Origin of the sequence: Pseudoxanthomonas winnipegensis (genome assembly GCF_004283755.1) — a bacterium.
In the GTDB taxonomy this organism is placed as follows: Bacteria; Pseudomonadota; Gammaproteobacteria; order Xanthomonadales; family Xanthomonadaceae; genus Pseudoxanthomonas_A; species Pseudoxanthomonas_A winnipegensis.
This window is the reverse complement of the sequence record NZ_SHMH01000003.1, coordinates 90,995-109,898: the sequence shown is the minus strand read 5'-3', so window position 1 is coordinate 109,898 and position 18,904 is coordinate 90,995. Positions and strand designations below refer to the sequence as shown.

The window sequence follows — 18,904 nt, the reverse complement described above, 5'->3', positions numbered from 1 at the left end:
GTCGCCGATTATAAGGCGGCCGGCCCGGTATCATGCCCCTTCGTTGCACGGGAAACGTATCGCGATGTCAAAACGCAGCTTCGGCGTCCTGGTGTTGATCGTGGTGGCCGGTGTGCTCGGCGTGCTGGCGGCCAACAAGCTGTTGGGGCCCTCCACCGCCGGCAATGGGCAATGGCCGGCCACGCAGGCGGTGACCCTGCTGCCCACGCCGCGGCCGTTGCCGGAGTTCTCGCTGCGCCAGTCCGACGGCACGCAGCTGACCCAGGGCGAGCTGCGCGGTCACTGGACGCTGGTGTTCCTGGGCTTCACCTTCTGCCCCGACGTGTGCCCGACCACGCTGGCCCAGCTGGCGCAGGCGCAGAAGCAGTGGGCGGGCCTGCCGGAGAGCACGCGGCCGCGCGTGCTGTTCGTCTCGGTCGATCCCGAGCGCGACACGCCGATCAAGACCGGCGAATATGCCCACGCCTTCCACAAGGACACCCTGGCCGCGACCGCCGACGTGCCCACGCTGGAGGCCTTCGCCAAGTCGCTGAGCCTGTTGTTCGTCAAGGTGCCGGGCGAACACTACAAGGACAACCCGCAGGACTATTCGATGGACCATTCCGCACAGATCGTCGTGCTCGACCCGCAGGCCCGCATGGCCGGCATCATCCAGCCACCGTTCGCCCCCGCGCCGATCGCCGCGGACATGCTCAAGCTGACCCGGGCCATGACCCCGTGAGCCTGGTCACCACCCTCACCTACGCGCTGCCGCACCGGCTGCTGTCCTCGGCCGCGCGCAAGCTGGCGTATTCGGACAACCCGGCGATCAAGCAGCGGCTGATCGACGCGGTGGTCGCCAGGTTCAACGTGAACCTGGCCGAGGCCGCGCAGCCCGACCCGACCGCCTATCCCACTTTCAATGCCTTCTTCACCCGCGCCCTGAAGCCCGGCGCGCGCACGCCCGATCCGGATCCGCGCAGCCTGCTGATGCCGGCCGACGGCCATATCAGCCAGTGCGGACCGATCGAATCGGGCCGCATCTTCCAGGCCAAGGGCCGGCACTTCAGCGCCGCCGCGCTGCTGGGCAGCGAGGCCGATGCGGCCCCGTTCGAACACGGCCGCTACGCCACCGTCTACCTGTCCCCGCGCGACTACCACCGCGTGCACATGCCCTGGACCGGCACGCTGCGCGAGACCGTGCACGTGCCCGGCCGCCTGTTCAGCGTCGGCACCGATGCGGTGGCCCGGGTGCAGGGCCTGTTCGCGCGCAACGAGCGGCTGGTGTGCCACTTCGACACCGACTTCGGGCCGATGGCCTGCGTGATGGTCGGTGCGATGCTGGTCTCGGGCGTGGAAACGGTGTGGAGCGGCGTGGAGATCCCCGAGTACGCCACCTCGATCACGCGCAAGGACTGGCGCGGCCGCGGCATCGTGCTGGAGCGCTTCGGCGAGATGGCGCGCTTCAACTACGGCTCGACCGTGATCGTGCTGCTGCCGCCGGGCGTGGCCGAGCTGATGCCGAACCTGGGCGCCGAATCGCCGGTGCGGCTGGGGCAAGCGCTGGCCCGGCGGATCGGTCCCTGACGCGCGACGGCGCGCCCACCCGACAGGCGCCCGCGCTTTTTGTGGGAGCCGCCGGCTTCAATGACGGATGCCGCTAGTAGCCCGCGTAGCGGCGCGCGCCGCGTTCCAACGCCGCGCGGCCCAGGCGCTCGCCGCTGATGCGGCCCCACACCTGCGAGAACACCTCGCTGGCCTCGCGCCCGCTCAGGCCGTGCTGCCGCACCGCGACGCGCCGTGCGTAGCGCGCCTGCGCGCGGTCCGCGTCCCAGCCGGGCGCGTGCAGGTAGATGTCGTAGACCGCGCCGATCACGGGCCAATAGCCGGCGAAATCGCGCGCATCGCCGGCGCGTGGCAGGTTGAGGTACCAGTCCTGCCAGTACGCCTGCTCGGCCTGGAGATCGATGAAGATCCGCGGCAGGCGGCTGCCGCATGGAATCGCCTGCATGGCTGGCTCCTTGTGCGCCCTGTGCGAGCCACTGTGCGAGCCAATGTGCGCGCCGCAGATTGCAGTCGCTTGAAGGTCCCTGTGCGAGAAGCGCAAAGCGCGGCGTGGTTCACGCTTGAAGCGTTTTCAGCGGGCGGGCGCCGCGGAAGATCCGGTACGCATGCCGACCGAAATCGCATTGGACACTCGGGCGCCGCGAGCGCCGACGCAGACTTGCGGTCCAGGCCGCTCCGCCCGCTCAGCGCCGGCCAATCGGACCCTAACGCTCGACGAGCAGATGCTCGGCGCCGCGCACGAGCAGATCGACCGAGAACTGCAGTTGCTCCGCGCCATAGGTATCCAGGCCCAGTTCGGCGATACGCACCAGGTGCGGATAGTGTTCCGGCTGCACCTTCTCAAGCCAGTTCCGCACCTGGCGCTGGCGCGGACGCAGCTGGTCGCGACTCTCCCGGTACTGGATAACATCGCGCGCGTGGCCCAGGCACAGGGTCGTCAGCACGACAATGAAGCGCACCGCCGCGGCATCGGAAAAACCGGCCCTGGCCAGGTGCCCCAGCAAGGCTTCCGCGGAAGCGGTCGGCCAGTCGCCGAACTCGGCCTCACCGAACCACAGATACTCGGCTAGCGCGCCAAGGCCGACCACGGCGCGCACGAAACCCTGCGCAAACAGGCGGCATGCCTGCCTCCAGTCCTGCGCGGCCGCCAGATCGGTCGAGGTGAACACGTCGGCCAGCGCGTCGTGGGCGACCAGGCCCAGCAGGGTCTCCTTATCCCGCACATGCTTGTGGAGCGCCTTGCGGTCCACGCCCAAGGCATCGGCGATGGACTGCATCGAAAGTTCCGCAGGGTCGATCCCTTTCGCCGTCGCCACGATCAACTGCAGATCGAGCCCCGCCCTGATCCCTCGACCGCGCTTCACTGCCACCGGCGACCTCTCCATCCTCTAAAGACGACCAAATCCACGCACCAAAGTGTATCAGCCCGCTCCGCGCGGCATTGAGCTTCCACGCATCGAGCGCCCATGTTGCACCCGCACTTGACAGCGCCTGGCAGGCCAAATAGCGTGCGCTCCAACCTCAAATCCCGACCGGGATTTACTGACCAGAGAGCGAGCACATGAACGCTGAACGATCCGCAATAGGCGTCAACAAGGTCGTCACCAAGGAACGCGTGTACGGCAAGGAATCGCGCTGGCGGCGCATGGGCGCCCCGCAGCCGGCCTCCGCCGAAACCGACTACGGCGTGTTCGGCCCGGGTTCGGTCGCCTGGGACGTGCTGCTGCATCCGGCCTGCTTGGTGTTCCAGAGTGCTTCGCAATTCGTGCTGCAGCTGACCTACAAGCCGATCCTTGCCGGGGTCCGCGACTGGGACCCGCTGTCGCGCAAGGCGCGCGCGGGCACCGTGACGCTCTTCGACGTCTTCGACCGGGGCCAGCGCAACTCCGGCATCCACGCACCGATGTGGCTGGGCGACCGGGCCACGGCCCGCCGCGTAGCCGAGCACCTGGGCAACATCCACGCCAAGGTCGCCGCCGATGTCATCGACTCCGGCGCTCCCGAACTGGGCGGCTATGCGGCCAACTCGCCGCGAGAGTCGATGTGGGCGGCGTTGACCGAGATGCACTCGATGCTATGGATCTACGAATCGCTGGCCTACGACGGCTTCCACCGGATCGGCCGGCTACCCGACGCACAACGCGACCGCTTCATTGCCGAGGTGGCCGAATATTGCCGGTTGTTCCCTGCCAGGGAAGAAGCCCTGCCCACTTCGATGGCCGAGCTGAAAGCGCTGTACAAGCGCGACGAAAAACTGTTTGGCACGTCGCCGACCATGGCGACCATTCCCGAAACCGGACAGAACCTCTGGCAGCTGCTGGAGGAAACGGCGAAGAAGAACCATCACCGTTCGCAGTGGCGGGTGAAGGTGCAGCTGTTCTTCCAGAACAAGGTCTTCGCCATTCCGGTGCAGGCGGCCGCGTCGTCGCACACGCGCAAGAACATGGGCATGACACCGGAGCAGGAACGCAAAGTGCTGACCAAGGCGGCACGCATGCGACCGATCATCTGGCTGCTGCAACGGCGCCCGATCGCACGCTACTTCACGCGGATCATGTGGGGCCCCGATGCGATGCGATTGATCGACTCGGCGCGCGAGCTGCACGCCGAGGCAAAGCGCAACAGGAAAGCCTGACCGGACGTCCGCGACCGCGAGACGTCCACGCTCCACCCGGTTCCGCCCTGACCGCCCTCAGGCATGTGTCCGAGCAGCGCTTCGGCTGTTTCGGAAGGCCGCTTGCTGCACGCGATCCGGGCAGGTCAACCGTGCGTGATCCGCACCATCAACACAAGCCGGTGTCGCTCCGTCGACATCGCTTCTCAGTAGCGAATCTCAGGCCTCGGGAGGGCTGTCAATGAGCAGTAGCAAGAGGGGGATGCAAGCATGCGCAACGCCAGGGGCGCAACGTCAGGACAACGGGACCGTGCGCCCGCGGGCCATGCCCGCCGGGGCGCTGCTGCTGGCGACCACGGTGCTGGGAGGCACCGGCGTCGCACATGCAGCCGATGGCGACAACGAAGCGGCCGCGGGGAGCGCACAAACGACCGCGGCCCCCGACCCGAAGTTCGCCTTGTTCGACCGCTTCATGGAACAGGGGCTGCTCGTGAAGATGCCGCCCTCGCGCGACACCATCGCCAAGGACGCCTGGGGCCTGCGCAGCGCACTGGCCGAACACGACATCGGCATCCAGTTCCTCAGCCTCAACAGCAGCGCCTACGACCTGCATGCGCCGCGCACGCAGGGACCGCAGCGCTACAACGGCGAGAATCTGTCCGGCATGTCCACCCAGCAGGTGCTGGTGACCTACAACTTCGATCCGCAGGGCGATGACCAGAAACAGCTCATCTTCGGCGCGGTCAACACGCTGGCCAGCTGGGAGCCGCTGGGGCCGCGCGCCAAGATCAGCCTGAGTCGGCTCGCCTACTACCAGTCGTTCAACCGCAAGCAGTGGGAACTCAAGATCGGCTATCTGAGCAATGCGTTGGAGTACGTCGGCATCTACACCGGAGGCTCGCTCGCCGGCGGCACCCAGGGCCTGAACTCGGTGATTCCCTTCCAGGTGGGCATGAGCCGACTCCCGTTCGCCAGCCCCGGGATGAACCTGCAGTACAACGGGCGCAATGAGTTCTACAACAAGTTCGGCATCCAGCGCAGCATCAGCCCACGTGGTTCGCAGGCGGAAATCGAGAACAACGAACACGGCTTCCGCTGGCGCACTCCGGACGCCGGCACCTTGCTCATCGACGAACTGGGTGTGAAGCGGCCGGCGACGCAGAACACGCGCTACTTATGGCTGCGCGCCGGCGCCATCCACAACTCATCCGATTACAGACGCATGGATGGGCGCGGCGAAAGCGATGACAACGATGCCTACTACGCCGCCGCCGACGTGCAATTGACCCGATCGGAAAGCGCGGTCGTGCCCAGTCAGGGCTGGAATCTCGGCGCGACCTACAACGTCGCGCCGTCCGACCGGAATCTCTACACCGAGTACTTCGAAGCGCGCCTCTACAAGCTCGGCACCTTCCGTCGCCGCCCGTTCGACATGCTGGCCTTCAACGTCAACCGCACCGAATTCAGCGAAGAGGCGCGCGCGGCCTATGCCGCACGGTCGATCCCGACCGCGCACTACATGGATGCCGCCACGGTCTCCTACATGGCCAGGGTTCACGCCGGAACCTACCTGAGCACGGCACTCAGCCATGTCTCCAATCCGACCTTCAGCCCGAAGCACGACGACGCGCTGAACCTGCTGGTATCCCTCAACCTGTTCTTCTGAAGACAACGCGCGATCCCTATCCGATCGACGCGAACCAATGGTGAAAGCAATGAACCGAGTCTGGCGATGTCGCGTATGCGAATTCGAGTACTTCGAACGCGATGGTCGGCCCGAGGAAGGCATTCCACCCGGAACCGCCTGGGACGACATTCCGGATCACTGGACATGCCCGGATTGCGGCATGAGCAAGGCGGACTTCGTGATGGTGCAGCAGTGACCGTTCGACCATGACATCGCCGCCGCGCCCGCATGCCGGCGGCGGCCGTCGTGCCGCAACGACGGCGATCCTCTATCGACGCAGCAGAAAAGGGAAAAGACGCATGTACGACAAAATCGAGCTCGAGCGGGTCCTCCACGCCCAACGCGCGGATCTGCTCAGGGAGGGTGACGCCAGTCTGCCCGCGCGCCGCGATCGCGTGAGCAGGATGGCGCTGGCACTGCTGGAGAACATCGACGCGCTCGCGGACACGCTGTCCGCCGACTACGGCTGGCGCCCCGCCCCGGTGTCCAAGGCATTCGACGCGCTCAGCTGGGTGCACGACATCGAACAGACCCTGGACCATCTCGAGCAATGGATGGCCCCGCGCACGGTGCTCGGCGGCTTCGTCCAGGCCAAGCCCAAAGGCGTGGTCGGCATCATGGGCGCGTGGAACTTTCCGCTGGCCCTGACCTTCCAGCCCGCCATGGCGGCGCTGGCGGCCGGCAACCGGGTCATGCTGAACTTCCCCGAGCAGCATCCGCGCACCGGCGCCCTGCTCCGCGAGATCTTCAGCGCGCGCTTCGACGAGCGTGAGGTCGCACTCTTCAATGGCGACCTGGGCACCGCGCAGCACTTCTCCACGCTGCGATTCGACCACCTGTTCTTTACCGGTTCGCCGGAAGTGGGCGCGCTGGTCGCGCAGGCGACCGCGAAGAATCTGGTGCCGGCCACCCTGGAGCTGGGTGGCAAGAATCCGGTCGTGGTGGCGCGCGACGCCGATCTGGCGCTGGCCGCGACCCGGATCACCTCGAGCCGTCTGTTGAACGGCGGCCAGGTCTGCCTGTGCCCGGACTACGTCCTGGTCCCAGAGGAAAGATTCGAGGAATTCGTCGGACATCTCGAAGCACGGTTCCGGGCCGTCACCGGAGATTGGCTGCACAATCCGGCGATCGTCCCCCTGGTCAACGAACGCAACTACGATCGCGTGCTCGCGCTGATCGACGATGCGCTCGCGCAAGGGGCGCAGAAGATCGAACCCCTGCCCGAGCACCAGCTGCGGCAGCTTCCCGACCGCGCCTCGCGCAGGATCGCTCCCACCCTGCTGATCGACGTGCCCGAGGGTGCCCAGGTCAACGCGCACGAAGTGTTCGGCCCGGTCCTCGTATTGATGCCCTACGCCGAAATAGGCCAGGCGATCGACTACATCGCACGCCGTCCGGCGCCCTTGGCCGCCTACTGGTATGGCGAGGACGGCGCCGATTTTCGCCAGTTCCTGTGCCGGACGACCAGCGGCGGCGTCGCCCGCAACGACGGCTTCGTTCATGCCATGCTGCCCGACGCGCCGTTCGGCGGCGTGGGAAACTCCGGATCAGGCGCCTACCACGGCCGCGCCGGATTCGACACGTTCACCCACTATCGCACCGTCGCCAACGGCGCTGGCCCGCGGGGCGCGGCCGATGCCTTCGTCGACGGTACGATGCTCCAGGAAGCGGCGCATGCAGGGCTGGATGGCGCGATCGCGGCGGCCATCGACGGATTCCGGAAACGCGCAGGCCTCTGACTTGCCCGACCGCGCGAGACGGATCTCCGCCCCGCGCCCACGCGCTCAGCCCGCCTGCTGCGCCAGGCGCTGGCGGCGGCGCGCCAGCCTCTTCTCGCGGCGGCGTGCGCGCCAGTTGCGCCAGTGCTGCTGCAGGCAGGAGAAGATCACATACAGCGCCGGGGTGCTCAGCAGCGTCAGGCTCTGCGAGAACAGCAGGCCGCCGATCATCGCGATGCCCAGCGGCCGGCGCAGCTCGGAGCCCTCGCCCAGACCGATCGCGATCGGCACCGCGGCCAGCAGCGCGACCATGGTGGTCATCATGATCGGGCGGAAGCGCACGATCGAGGCCTCGCGCGCGGCCTGGAGCGGAGTCAGGCCGTGCTCGCGCTGGGCCACCAGGGCGAAGTCGATCATCATGATCGCGTTCTTCTTGACGATGCCGATCAGCAGCACCAGCGCGATCATCGAGATCACCGACAGCTCGGTGTTGGTCGCCACCAGCGCCAGCAGCGCGCCCACGCCCGCGGCCGGCAGCGTGGACAGGATGGTCACCGGGTGGACCAGGTTCTCGTAGAGCATGCCCAGCACGATGTAGACCGTGAGGATGGCGGCGAACACCAGCATCAGCATCGAGTTGGGCTGCATGGCGATCTGCCAGCCGCTGTCCTCGGCGATCTTGATGTCGCCGGGCATGCGCATGCCCTCCACCACCGACTTGAAGATCGCATCGGCCTCGCCGCTGCTCACCCCCGGGGCGAGGTTGTAGCTGAGATCCATCACCGTGTACTGGTTCAGATGGGTGATCTGCGCCGGCGCCAGGCCATCGACCTGCTTGGCCAGCGCGCTCAGCGGCACCATCTGCCCGTCGCGCGCCTTGAGCTTGACCGTATCCAGCTGCGCCGGCGTGTCGGTCTGGTTGGGCAGCGCGTTGACCACCACCGAGTACTGGTTGAGCTCGGAATAGATGGTCGACACCGAGCGCTGGCCGAAGGCGCCATACAGCGCGCCGTCGATGGCGCCGATGGTAATGCCCAGGCGCGCGGCCTGGGCGCGGTCGATCACGATATTCTGGCGCAGGCCGCCCTCGTCCACGTCGCTGGAGACGTCGCGGAACTTCGGGTTCTTCTTCAGCTCGGCCACCACGCGGGGCAGCCACAGCGCCAGCTCGGCCTGGTCGTTGCCCTGCAGCGATTTCTGGTACTGCGCGCCCTGGTTGCCGGTGCCGCCGCCATCGCTGGGCAGGTCCTGCACCGCACGCAGGCGCAGGTCCAGGTCGGGGTACCTGTCGGCCTTCAGGCTCAGCCGCGCCAGCACCTGGGCGGTGGTGTCCTTGCGGCCTTCGGCGCGGGTCTTGAGCTCGATGTTGAACTGCGCGCGCTGGCCGGACCAGCCGCTGCCCAGGCGCACGCCGACGATCTTCACCGCCGGGTCGTCCATCAGCATGTCGGTGATGCGCGCCTGGCGTTCCTTCATGTCGGCGAAGGACACCGTGGCGCTGGAGCTGGCGCGGCCCCAGATCAGGCCGGTGTCCTGCGGCGGGAAGCTGCCGGACTTGACCTTGCCGAACAGGAAGATCGTCAGGCCGATCAGGATCAGCGGCGTCAGCGCCAGCAGCAGCGCATGGCGCAGGCTGAAGTCCAGGCACTTGACGTAGATGCGCAGCATCAGCGCATGCCCGGCCTCGATGGTGCGGCCCAGCCGCGAGGGCTTCTCCTCGACCGGGTGGGCCGACAGGAAGCGGCTGCACAGGGTCGGGGTCAGGGTCAGCGAGACGATGGCCGACACGCCGATGGCCGCCACCAGGGTGACGGTGAACTCGCGGAAGAACGCGCCCATCATCCCCGGGGCGAACATGACCGGGATGAACACCGCGATCAGCGAAGCGGTGATCGAGACGATAGTGAAGCCGATCTCGCGCGCGCCGGTGACCGCCGCCTCCATGCGCGACATGCCCGCATCGAGGTGGCGCATGATGTTCTCGATCACCACGATCGCATCGTCGACGACGAAGCCGATCGCGATCACCAGCGCCAGCAGGCTCAGGTTGTTGAGCGTATAGCCCAGCACGTACATCACCACCGCCGCGCCGGCCAGCGACAGCGGCACGGTGATGGTGGCGATCAGGGTCGGCGCCAGGCGGCGCATGAACAGCGCCATGACCAGTACCACCATCGCCAGGCTGATCAGCAGGGTGATCTCCACCTCGTGCAGCGAGGAGCGGATGGTCGGGGTGCGGTCGTAGTACGGGGTCAGCGTCGTGCCGGGCGGCAGGTACTCGCGCAGCAGCGGAATCTGCGCGCGGATGCGGTCCACCGTCTCGACCGTGTTGGCGCCGCTGCGGATCTGCGCGTACATCACCACGGCCGGCTGCTTGTTGAACCAGGCCGCCTGGTAGGCGTCCTGCTGGCCGTCGTAGACCCGGGCCACGTCCTTGAGGCGCACGATCACGCCATTCTGGTTGGCGATGGCCAGGTTGGCGAAGTCGGCGGCCTTGCGCACCGAGTCGTTGACGATGATCGCCACGGTCTGCTTGCCGTCGGACAGGAAGCCCGTGGGCGAGACCACGTTGGCCGCGCGCATGGCGTTGCGCAGGCTGTCCGGCGTCAGTCCCAGCGCGTTGAGCGCGCGCAGGTTGACGTCCACGCGCACCGCCGGGGTGGATGCGCCGGCGATGTCCACCGAGGCCACGCCGGTGATCTGGCGCAGGCGCTGGGCCAGCAGCGAGTCGGCCAGGTTGTACAGCTCGGCCGTGGACTGGGTGCTGGAGACCAGCGCGATGGCGATCAGCGGATCGTTGTTGGGATTGGCCTTCTGGTAGCCGGGCGTGCCCATGCCCGAGGGCAGGTCCGCGCTGGCGGCGCTGAGCGCGGCGGCCACGTCCTGCGCGGCCGAATCGATATCGCGGCTCGAATTGAAGCTCAGGAAGATGTTCGAGCGCCCTTCCGAGCTGTTCGAACGCATCGTGTCCACGCCGGGCACCTGGCCCAGGCGCCGCTCCAGCGGTGCGGTCACCGTGGAGGCCATCGTGCTGGCATCGGCGCCGGACTGGCTGGCGCCGACGAACACCACCGGAATGCTCAACGACGGCAGCGCCGCCACGCCCAGGCGCAGGTAGCACATCAGGCCGATGACGAACACGCCCGCGGCCAGCAGCGAGGTGCCGATCGGGCGGCGGATGAAGATGGAGGACAGGCTGACGCGACGGACCATGGGCGCGCTACTCGACGGACGATCGCCTTGCGGCGAGCGTCAGCCGACCTCCGGCGCCGGCGCGCCATGACGCGCGGCGCGCGCATCGCGCCAGCGCTGGACGCGCTCGGAGGCGCGTTCCATGTACAGGTAGATCACTGGCGTGGTGTACAGCGTCACCAGCTGCGACAGCAGCAGGCCGCCGACGATCGACACGCCCAGCGGCTTGCGCAGCTCCGAGCCGATGCCGTCGCCCAGCGCCAGCGGCAGCGCGCCCAGCAGCGCGCAGGCGGTGGTCATCATGATCGGGCGGAAGCGCAGCAGGCAGGCGCGGCGGATCGCATCGTGCGCGCTCAGTCCCGTGCGCCGGGCCTCGATGGCGAAGTCGATCATCATGATCGCGTTCTTCTTGACGATGCCGATCAGCAGCACAATGCCGACGATGCCGTCCACCGACAGGCTGAAGCCGCACAGCCACAGCGCCAGCAGCGCGCCGACGCCGGCCGGCGGCAGCGTGGAGATGATGGTCAGCGGGTGGATGTAGCTCTCGTAGAGCACGCCCAGCACGATGTAGATCACCACCACCGCGGCGATCAGCAGCCAGACCACGTCGGACTGGCTGGTCGAGTACTCGGCCGCCTTGCCGATGAACTCGGTGCGGATGGTCTGCGGCAGGTCCAGCTGATCGCGCACCTCGTTGATCGCCGCCACCGCCTGCGACAGCGAATAGCCGGGGCTGACGTTGAAGGAGATCGTGGTGGCCGGCAGCTGCTGCTGGTGGCTGATCACCAGCGGCGTGGTGCCGACCTTGGCGGTGGCCAGGGCCGAGAGCGGGATCGCCCCGCCGCTGCCCACGGTGATACCGGTGTTGGCGTTGCCGATGCCGGTGGCGGTGGCCGAGTTGGACGAGGTCACCTGGCCCAGCACGGTCGCGTTGGTGCCGGTCAGCGCGCCACTGCCGTTGCTGGCGATGGCCAGCTTGTTCATCAGCGCGTCCTGGGTGCGGAACTCCGGCGCGACCTCCAGCACCACGCGGTACTGGTTGAGCGAGGTGAAGATGGTGGAGATCTGGCGCTGGCCGTAGGCGTCGTACAAGGTGTCGTCGATGCTCTGCATCGGCACGCCCAGGGCGCTGGCGGTGTCGCGGTTGACGTCCACCAGCAGCGCGCGGCCGGCGTTGGCCGCGTTGTTGCCCACATCCGACAGCTCGGGCCGCTGGCGCAGCGCGGCGGTCATGCGGTCGGCCTGGGTCTGCAGTTCGGCGGTGTCCACATCGGACAGGGAGAACTGGTACTCGGTGGCGGCCACGCGCGTGTCCAGCGTCACGTCCTGCACCGGCTTCAGGTACAGGGCCACGCCGGGAATGGCGGCCACGGCCTTCTGCAGACGCGGCACGACGGTCTCCAGCGCTTCGCGCTGGCCGCGCTCCTTGAGCACGATGCTGACCTGGCCCTGGTTGAGGGTCGGGTTCATGGTGCCGGTGCCGATGAAGGCGGCCACGCCGGTCACCGCCGGATCGCGGCGCAGCGCCTCGGCCACGGCCTGGACGCGTGCCTGCATCTGCTCGAAGGCCACGGTCTGGTCGGCCTCGACCACGCCGGTGATCAGGCCGGTGTCCTGCTCGGGCAGCAGGCCCTTGGGGATGGCGATGTACAGCAGCACCGTCACCACCACCGTGGCCAGGGCCACGATCAGGGTGAGCTTCTGCCGCGCCAGCACCCAATCCAGGGTGCGCTCGTACAGGCCGACCGTGCGCGTCCACAGGTTGCGCTTGCCGGCGGCCGCGGCGCGTTCGTGCGCGTCGTCGCCCTCGGGCAGCGCGTCTGGCTTGAGCAGGTAGGCGCACATCATCGGCGTCAGCGTCAGCGACACCAGCATCGAGATGACCACCGCGATGGACAGCACCCAGGCGAACTCATGGAACAGCCGCCCGGTCACGCCCGGCATCAGCAGCAGCGGCAGGAACACGGCCACCAGCGAGATGGTCAGCGACAGCACGGTGAAGCCGATTTCGCGCGCGCCCTCCTCGGCCGCCTCCGGACCGCTGCGGCCCTGCTCGATGTAGCGCACGATGTTCTCGATCATCACGATCGCGTCGTCCACCACGAAGCCGGTGGCCACCACCAGCGCCATCAGCGACAGGTTGTCCAGCGACATCCCGGCGAAGGCCATCACGCCGAAGGTGCCCACCAGCGACAGCGGTACCGCCACCGAGGGGATCACCGTGGCCCACAGCCGGCGCAGGAACACGAAGATCACCGCCACCACCAGGCCGATGGTCAGCACCAGGGTGAACTGCACCTCGTGCACCGAGGCCCGAATGGTCTCGGTGCGGTCGGAGAACACGTCCAGCTTCACTTCCGAGGGCAGCACCGTGCGCAGCTGCGGCAGCAGCGCGCGGATGGCGGCCACGGTCTGGACGATGTTGGCGCCGGGCTGGCGGCGGATCTCCAGCAGCACCGCCTGCTTGCCGTCGGCCCACGCCGAGAGCTGGTCGTTCTCGACCCCGTCCACCACCTTGGCCACATCGCCCAGGCGCACCGGGGCGCCGTTCTTGTAGCTGATGATGGTGTCGTTATAGCCCTGGGCGTCGTCGATCTGGTCGTTGGTGCCGATGCTGTAGGTCTGGGTGGCGCCGTTGAGCGAGCCCTTGGGCGCGTTGACGTTGGCCTGGGTCAGCGCGCTGCGCAGGGTCTCCAGGGTCATACCCATGTTGGACAGCTGCGCCGGATTGACCTGGATGCGCACGGCCGGACGCACGTTGCCGGCGATGGAGACCAGGCCCACGCCCGGCACCTGCGACAGGCGCTGGGCCAGGATGGAGTCGGCGTAGCGGTTGACCTCGCGCAGCGGCAGCGTGTCGGAGGTCAGCTTGAGGGTGACGATGGCCGCATCGGCCGGGTTCACCCGGTTGTAGGTGGGCTGGTACGGCAGGCCGCTGGGCAGCGTGGCCTGGCGCAGGGCGGACTGCACGTCCTGCGAGGCCACGTCGATGTCGCGGTCCATCGCGAACTGCAGCACGATCGTGGACAGGCCGGCCGAGGAGTCGGAGGTCATCATGTCCAGGCCGGAGATCTGGCCCAGCTGGCGCTCCAGCGGCGTGGTCACCAGCGCGGCCATCGTCGCCGCGCTGGCGCCGGGGTACTGCGTGGTCACCACCAGGCTGGGCGAATCGATCTCGGGCAGCGCCGACACCGGCAGGCTGCGGTAGCCCATGATGCCCAGCAGCATCACGCCGATCATCAGCAGCGTGGTGGCGATGGGGCGGCGGATGAAGATACTGGAGAAGCCCAAGGGAAGTCCGTCCTGTCGAAGCGTCGTGCGGCGGCCCGCGCGTGGAGCTGCGCGGGCCGTGGATCGATTGGATCAGCGACCAGGCGGGCCGCGGCGGCCGCCGCCGCGCTGGCCCTGCATGGCCTGCTGCAGCTCGGCGGCGGTGGGCTCGGGCGGCGCCTGGCCGGGCTTGAGCGGATTGACCTTGGCGTTGGGCTTGAGGCGGAACTGGCCCTCGGTCACCACGCGCTGCCCGGCGGTCAGGCCCTTGGTCACCACGATGTGGGTCGAGCCGACCTCCACCCCGGTGGTGACCGGCGTCATCTTGACCGTGTTGTCGCTGTCCAGCGCATAGACGTAGTCGCCGTCCGGACCACGCTGCACGGCCTGGGTCGGCACGACCATGCCCTGCTTGAGCGTGTCCACCTGCAGGCGCACGTTGACGAACTGGCCCGGCCACAGCACGTGGTCGGCGTTGGGGAAGCGCGCGCGCAGGCGGAAGGTGTTGCTGTCGGCGCTGACCTGGTTGTCGACCACGTCCAGCACGCCATCGGCGACGATCACATGCTGGTCGGTGGCATCCAGCGCGGCGACCGGGGCGTTGCCGCGCGCCTGGGCCGCGCGCACCACGTCCAGGTCCTGCGCCGGCAGGCTGAAGGAGGCGTAGATCGGCTCGACCTGGGTGATGGTCACGATCGAGGAGCTGGTGGTCACCACATTGCCCACGTCCACACCGCGGATGCCGGCGATGCCGTCGATCGGCGAGACGATGCGGGTATAGCCCAGCTGCACCGCGGCGGCCTGCATCTGCGCCTCGGCGGCGGCCACGCCGGCCGTGTACTGGGCGACCAGGTTCTTCTGGGTATCCAGGTCGGTGCGTGCCACGTACTGGCTGTACTTGGGATCGGTCAGGCGCGCATTGGTGTCGCGCGCGGTCTGCAGCTGGGCCAGGTTCTGCTTGCGCGAGGCCGCGGCCTGGTCGTAGGTCGCCTGCAGCTCGCGCGGGTCGATGCGCGCCAGCAGTTGGCCCTTCTTGACCGGCTGGCCTTCGGTGAAGTCCAGGCTCATCAGGCGCCCGCCGGTCTGCGGGTTGATCGTCACGGTGTTGAGGGCGGTCACGGTGCCCGTGGTGCTGCGGTAGACCGGCACGTCCTGGGTGGTGACCAACTCGACCGTCACCGGGACCGGTTTATCGCTGTCCTGGCCGCCCTGGCGCATCTCCGCATCGCCCGAACCCCGCTTGCCGCAGGCGCGCAGGCCCAACACCACCACGACCACCACCACGACCGTCCACAGGACGATCTTCCATTTACGCGACATGCAACGATTCTCCGGGATGGGGGACGGCGTGTTCCCCGCCTACGACATGCAAGGTTAGCGGTTGGTAACGCGCGTGCCTGCATGACTGATGACAGGGGCAGCGCGCCTGCAGGCGGCTTCGTTCAGCCACCAGTAGGCTGGATGTCATCCACCGGACATGCCCGCCCGTCTCCCGACCAGGTCGAGCGGCGCGGCCATCGGGCCGGGCTCAGCGGTCGCAGCCGACCAGCTGGATGGTCTGTCCCGGCTTGAGCGCGTAGGCCGGCGCACGCAGCTTGTTGGCCTTGGCCAGATCGCCCAGCTCGCACTGGAACTTGCCGGCCACCTTGCCCAGCGTGTCGCCGCGGGCCACCTTGTAGCTGCGCACCTGCCGGGCCTTGGGCTTGGCCGGCCTGGGGCTGCCGGTGGCCACGGTGGTCGGCACGCCGGCCGGCGCCTCCACCGGCACGCCGCTGACATCGCCCACCGCCACGCGCGTGCTGCGCGGGCCGTCGTACTTGATCGCCGAATCGACCGTGGCGGTCACCAGCGTGTGCGCCAGCTCGGCGGTCGGCCCCTTGACGCACAGCCGGTTGTACAGGCTCACCATGTGCTGGTTGGCGTTGATCACGGTGCCGGCCGGGATCCAGGTCTCGGCCTGGTAGCGCGGATTGAGGTTGCGCAGGGCACGCATGAAGCCCTCGCGCGTGCGGCCGGTGCCCAGGCAGATGGTCAGCTCGTAGATCGAGGCGGTGCGCTGCAGCTTCAGCGGCGCCGGGGTCGCATCGACCTTGGGGAACTGCAGCCCGTACTGCTTGGGATGCAGGAACAGCCAGGCCGCGGCGATCACCATCGGCACGTAGTCCTGGGTCTCGGCCGGGAACTGGTTGTAAGCCGCCGCGTTCCAGAAGCTGCCCGGATGCTCGCGGTAGATGCGCACCGCGCGCCCTTCCCCGCCGTTGTAGGCGGCCAGCGCGAATTCGATGTTGCGGCCCAGCTCGCCCATGCGCTCGTTCATGTACGCGGCGGCCGCCTCGGTCGCCGCGTACGGGTCGAAGCGGGTATCGAAGCCCGAACCGTCCATGCCCAGCCCGAAGCGGCTGCCCGTGGCCGGCATGAACTGCAGCAGCCCGGCCGCGCCCGCGCGCGAGGACACGTGCACCCGGCCGTAGGACTCCTTGGCCATGATCCCGAACAGCAGCGCCTCGGGCAGACCGGTGATCTGCCAGGCCGGCAGCATCTGCGAGCGCAGATTCATGTAGTTCTCGTAGCTGTCGATCAGCGGCCCGCGCATGTCCGTCAGCCAGCGGCGGATGCCCGCCTGCACAGCCGGGTTGTACTCGACCATGCTGTCGAAGGGATGGCGCTCGTCGTCGAGCAGGCGCGCGGTGCGGGTCGAATCGGGCACATCGGCGCTGGCCGGCGCGCTGTGGTCGGTGCCGTCGTCGAGCGGATCGTTGCTGCCGGCCTCGCCGACCAGGTCATCGCTGTCGTCCTCGCCCCGCGCATCCACCTGGGCCTTGAGCAGGCGCTTGTAGGTAGCCAGCAGCGTGTGCATCTGGCAGCCCTTCTGCTTGGTGCAGGCGTCCAGCACGTCCTCCATGTCTTCCAGCGCCGCATCGCCCTGGGCCTGGCCCTTGGGATCGGCGTTGGCGGTCAGCACCAGCGCGTCGGTGTAGCGCTTCTCGGCGGCGGCCATGCGCTGGGTCAGCGCGTCGGCGGCGGCCTGGTCGCGGGCCGACACGCGCGCCTGCGCGGGCGCCGCCAGCAGCGGCAGCAACAGGAACGACAGCGGCACCACGCGGGACAGGAAGGGCATCAGGCACACGAACGGGCGAAAAGCGGCCCGGCAGGGTAGCCGCGCGCGCGCCGCAGCGGCAAGGTCGCGCGCGGCACCGCGTTGGCGGCCATGCATGCAGGTGCGCGCGCGCGTTCGCGAGCCGGGCTTGGCTTGTGCCTAAAATCAGCGGCACCTGACGCGAGAACATCCATGGATCCGATCCTGCTGGGCAAGGGCCTCACCGACGACATCCCCGTCCACCTGCTGCCGAAGTTCGGCAACCGCCATGGCCTGGTCGCCGGCGCCACCGGCACCGGCAAGACCGTGACCCTGATGACGCTGGCCGAGGGCTTCTCGCGCCTGGGCGTGCCGGTGTTCATGGCCGACGTGAAGGGCGATGTGGCCGGGCTGGCCGTGGCCGGCGACGGCAACGAGAAGGTCGCCTCCCGCGCCGCGCAGATCGGCGTACCCGGCTACGCACCGGCAGCCTCGCCAACCATCTTCTGGGACCTGTACGGCAAGCTCGGCCATCCGGTGCGCACCACGGTGAGCGAGATGGGACCGACCCTGCTCGGCCGCATCCTGGAGCTCAACGACACCCAGTCCGGCGTGCTGGACATCGTGTTCAAGCTGGCCGACGACCGCGGCCTGCTGCTGCTCGACCTGCCGGACCTGCGCGCCCTGCTCAACCTGGTGGTCGAGGAGCGCAGTGCGGTCTCCACCCAGTACGGCCTGGTCAGCGCGACCTCGGTGGCGGCGATCCAGCGCGCCCTGCTGCGCCTGGAGCAGGACGGCGGCGACGGCTTCTTCGGCGAGCCGGCGCTGGAGCTGTCCGACCTGATGCGCGTGGGGCCCGATGGCCGCGGCGTGATCGGCATCCTGGCCGCCAACCAGCTGGTGCTCAAGCCGCGGCTGTATTCGTCCTTCCTGCTGTGGCTGCTGAGCGAGCTGTTCGAGACCCTGCCCGAGGTGGGCGATCTGGACAAGCCCAAGCTGGTGTTCGTGTTCGACGAGGCGCACCTGCTGTTCGACGACGCGCCGCCGGCGCTGCAGCAGCGCATCGAACAGGTGGTCCGGCTGATCCGCTCCAAGGGCGTGGGCGTGTACTTCTGCTCGCAGTTCCCCGACGACGTGCCCGACAATATCCTGGGCCAGCTGGGCAACCGCGTGCAGCACGCGCTGCGCGCCTTCACCCCGCGCGACCAGAAGGCGGTCAAGACCGCGGCCGAGACCTTCGTCCCCAATCCGAAGCTGGACGTGGCGCGCACCCTGTCCTCGCTGGGCACCGGCGAGGCCCTGGTGTCCACGCTGCAGGACAAGGGCGTGCCGATGCCGGTCGAGCAGACCCTGATCGCCCCGCCACGCTGCCGCATGGGCGCCATCAGCGAGGCCGAGCGCAGCCAGGTCCGCGCCGGCAGCCCGGTCGGCATCAAGTACGACACCGCCGTCAACCGCGAATCGGCCGCCGAGCTGTTGCTGAAGCGCGCGCAGACCGCGGCCGAACAGGCCCAGGCGCTGCCGGTGGGCAAGGCCGGCGCCAAGGACGAGGAAGGCGGCTTCGGCCAGATGGCCAAGGACATCCTGTTCGGCAACGGCCGCCGCCAGGGCGTGGTCGAGGCCATGGCCAAGCAGACCGCCCGCACCGTGGGCAATCAGGTCGGCCGGCAGATCCTGCGCGGCGTGCTGGGCGGCCTGTTCGGCGGCCGTCGGCGCTGAACGCGCGCGGCCGCGCGCTTCAACTCGCCGGCGCTTTTTGCCAAGCTCGCCCCTGCGCAGGCTCCGCCTGCCCCAAGAAG

The 18,904-nt window shown here is 68.5% G+C and carries 13 protein-coding genes; 7 read left to right on the top strand and 6 right to left on the bottom strand.

Translation table 11 applies throughout. From position 1 onward, the window contains the following. Positions 1-64 precede the first annotated feature (64 nt). Both EAT51_RS06765 and asd read left to right on the top strand, forming a co-directional pair. Positions 65-721, top strand: a complete 657-nt coding sequence (locus EAT51_RS06765; protein ID WP_130518864.1) for an SCO family protein — start codon at positions 65-67, stop codon at positions 719-721. Beyond that, positions 718-1,566, top strand: coding sequence for an archaetidylserine decarboxylase (gene asd, locus EAT51_RS06760; RefSeq protein ID WP_130518866.1), 849 nt, complete (start codon positions 718-720; stop codon positions 1,564-1,566). Before EAT51_RS06765 ends, asd begins: the two co-directional genes overlap by 4 nt. A gap of 73 nt (positions 1,567-1,639) precedes the next feature. On the opposite strand, the gene EAT51_RS06755 is transcribed toward asd, so the two are convergent. Beyond that, a complete protein-coding gene (locus tag EAT51_RS06755; protein ID WP_130518868.1) occupies positions 1,640-1,990 on the bottom strand; it encodes a hypothetical protein in 351 nt (116 codons plus the stop codon). 259 nt (positions 1,991-2,249) lie between these two features. After that, positions 2,250-2,915, bottom strand: a complete 666-nt coding sequence (locus EAT51_RS06750) for a TetR/AcrR family transcriptional regulator C-terminal domain-containing protein (RefSeq protein WP_205953568.1) — start codon at positions 2,913-2,915, stop codon at positions 2,250-2,252. Positions 2,916-3,106: 191 nt separating this feature from the next. On the opposite strand from EAT51_RS06750, the gene EAT51_RS06745 reads away from it, so the two are divergent. From EAT51_RS06745 to EAT51_RS06730, 4 genes are all read left to right on the top strand, one after another. After that, a complete protein-coding gene (locus EAT51_RS06745; protein ID WP_130518870.1) occupies positions 3,107-4,180 on the top strand; it encodes an oxygenase MpaB family protein in 1,074 nt (357 codons plus the stop codon). 289 nt (positions 4,181-4,469) lie between these two features. After that, positions 4,470-5,825: a carbohydrate porin gene (locus tag EAT51_RS06740; RefSeq protein WP_165421961.1), complete on the top strand. Its 1,356-nt coding sequence runs from the start codon at positions 4,470-4,472 to the stop codon at positions 5,823-5,825. A gap of 37 nt (positions 5,826-5,862) precedes the next feature. After that, positions 5,863-6,042, top strand: a complete 180-nt coding sequence (locus tag EAT51_RS06735; protein ID WP_130518874.1) for a rubredoxin — start codon at positions 5,863-5,865, stop codon at positions 6,040-6,042. A 103-nt stretch (positions 6,043-6,145) separates the two neighbouring features. Continuing rightward, the gene (locus EAT51_RS06730; protein ID WP_165421962.1) at positions 6,146-7,585 is read left to right on the top strand and encodes an aldehyde dehydrogenase family protein; all 1,440 of its coding nucleotides are present in this window, start codon (positions 6,146-6,148) and stop codon (positions 7,583-7,585) included. A 45-nt stretch (positions 7,586-7,630) separates the two neighbouring features. Here the strand turns inward: EAT51_RS06730 and EAT51_RS06725 are convergent, their stop codons facing one another. The 4 genes from EAT51_RS06725 to EAT51_RS06710 all read right to left on the bottom strand — a co-directional run bounded on the left by EAT51_RS06725 (position 7,631) and on the right by EAT51_RS06710 (position 17,156). After that, positions 7,631-10,777 (bottom strand): efflux RND transporter permease subunit, encoded by a 3,147-nt coding sequence (locus EAT51_RS06725; RefSeq protein WP_130518878.1) that lies wholly within the window; start codon positions 10,775-10,777, stop codon positions 7,631-7,633. A gap of 39 nt (positions 10,778-10,816) precedes the next feature. Beyond that, positions 10,817-14,050, bottom strand: a complete 3,234-nt coding sequence (locus EAT51_RS06720) for an efflux RND transporter permease subunit (RefSeq protein ID WP_130518880.1) — start codon at positions 14,048-14,050, stop codon at positions 10,817-10,819. Positions 14,051-14,122: 72 nt separating this feature from the next. Then, positions 14,123-15,349 carry an efflux RND transporter periplasmic adaptor subunit gene (locus EAT51_RS06715; RefSeq protein ID WP_130518883.1) on the bottom strand — a complete coding sequence of 409 codons (1,227 nt, stop codon included), beginning with the start codon at positions 15,347-15,349 and terminating at the stop codon, positions 14,123-14,125. A gap of 208 nt (positions 15,350-15,557) precedes the next feature. Next, the gene (locus EAT51_RS06710) at positions 15,558-17,156 is read right to left on the bottom strand and encodes a transglycosylase SLT domain-containing protein (RefSeq protein WP_425478232.1); all 1,599 of its coding nucleotides are present in this window, start codon (positions 17,154-17,156) and stop codon (positions 15,558-15,560) included. 162 nt (positions 17,157-17,318) lie between these two features. Here EAT51_RS06710 and EAT51_RS06705 point away from each other — a divergent pair, with 162 nt between their 5' ends. Then, positions 17,319-18,824, top strand: coding sequence for a helicase HerA-like domain-containing protein (locus EAT51_RS06705; protein ID WP_130518887.1), 1,506 nt, complete (start codon positions 17,319-17,321; stop codon positions 18,822-18,824). The last annotated feature ends 80 nt before the right edge of the window (positions 18,825-18,904 follow it).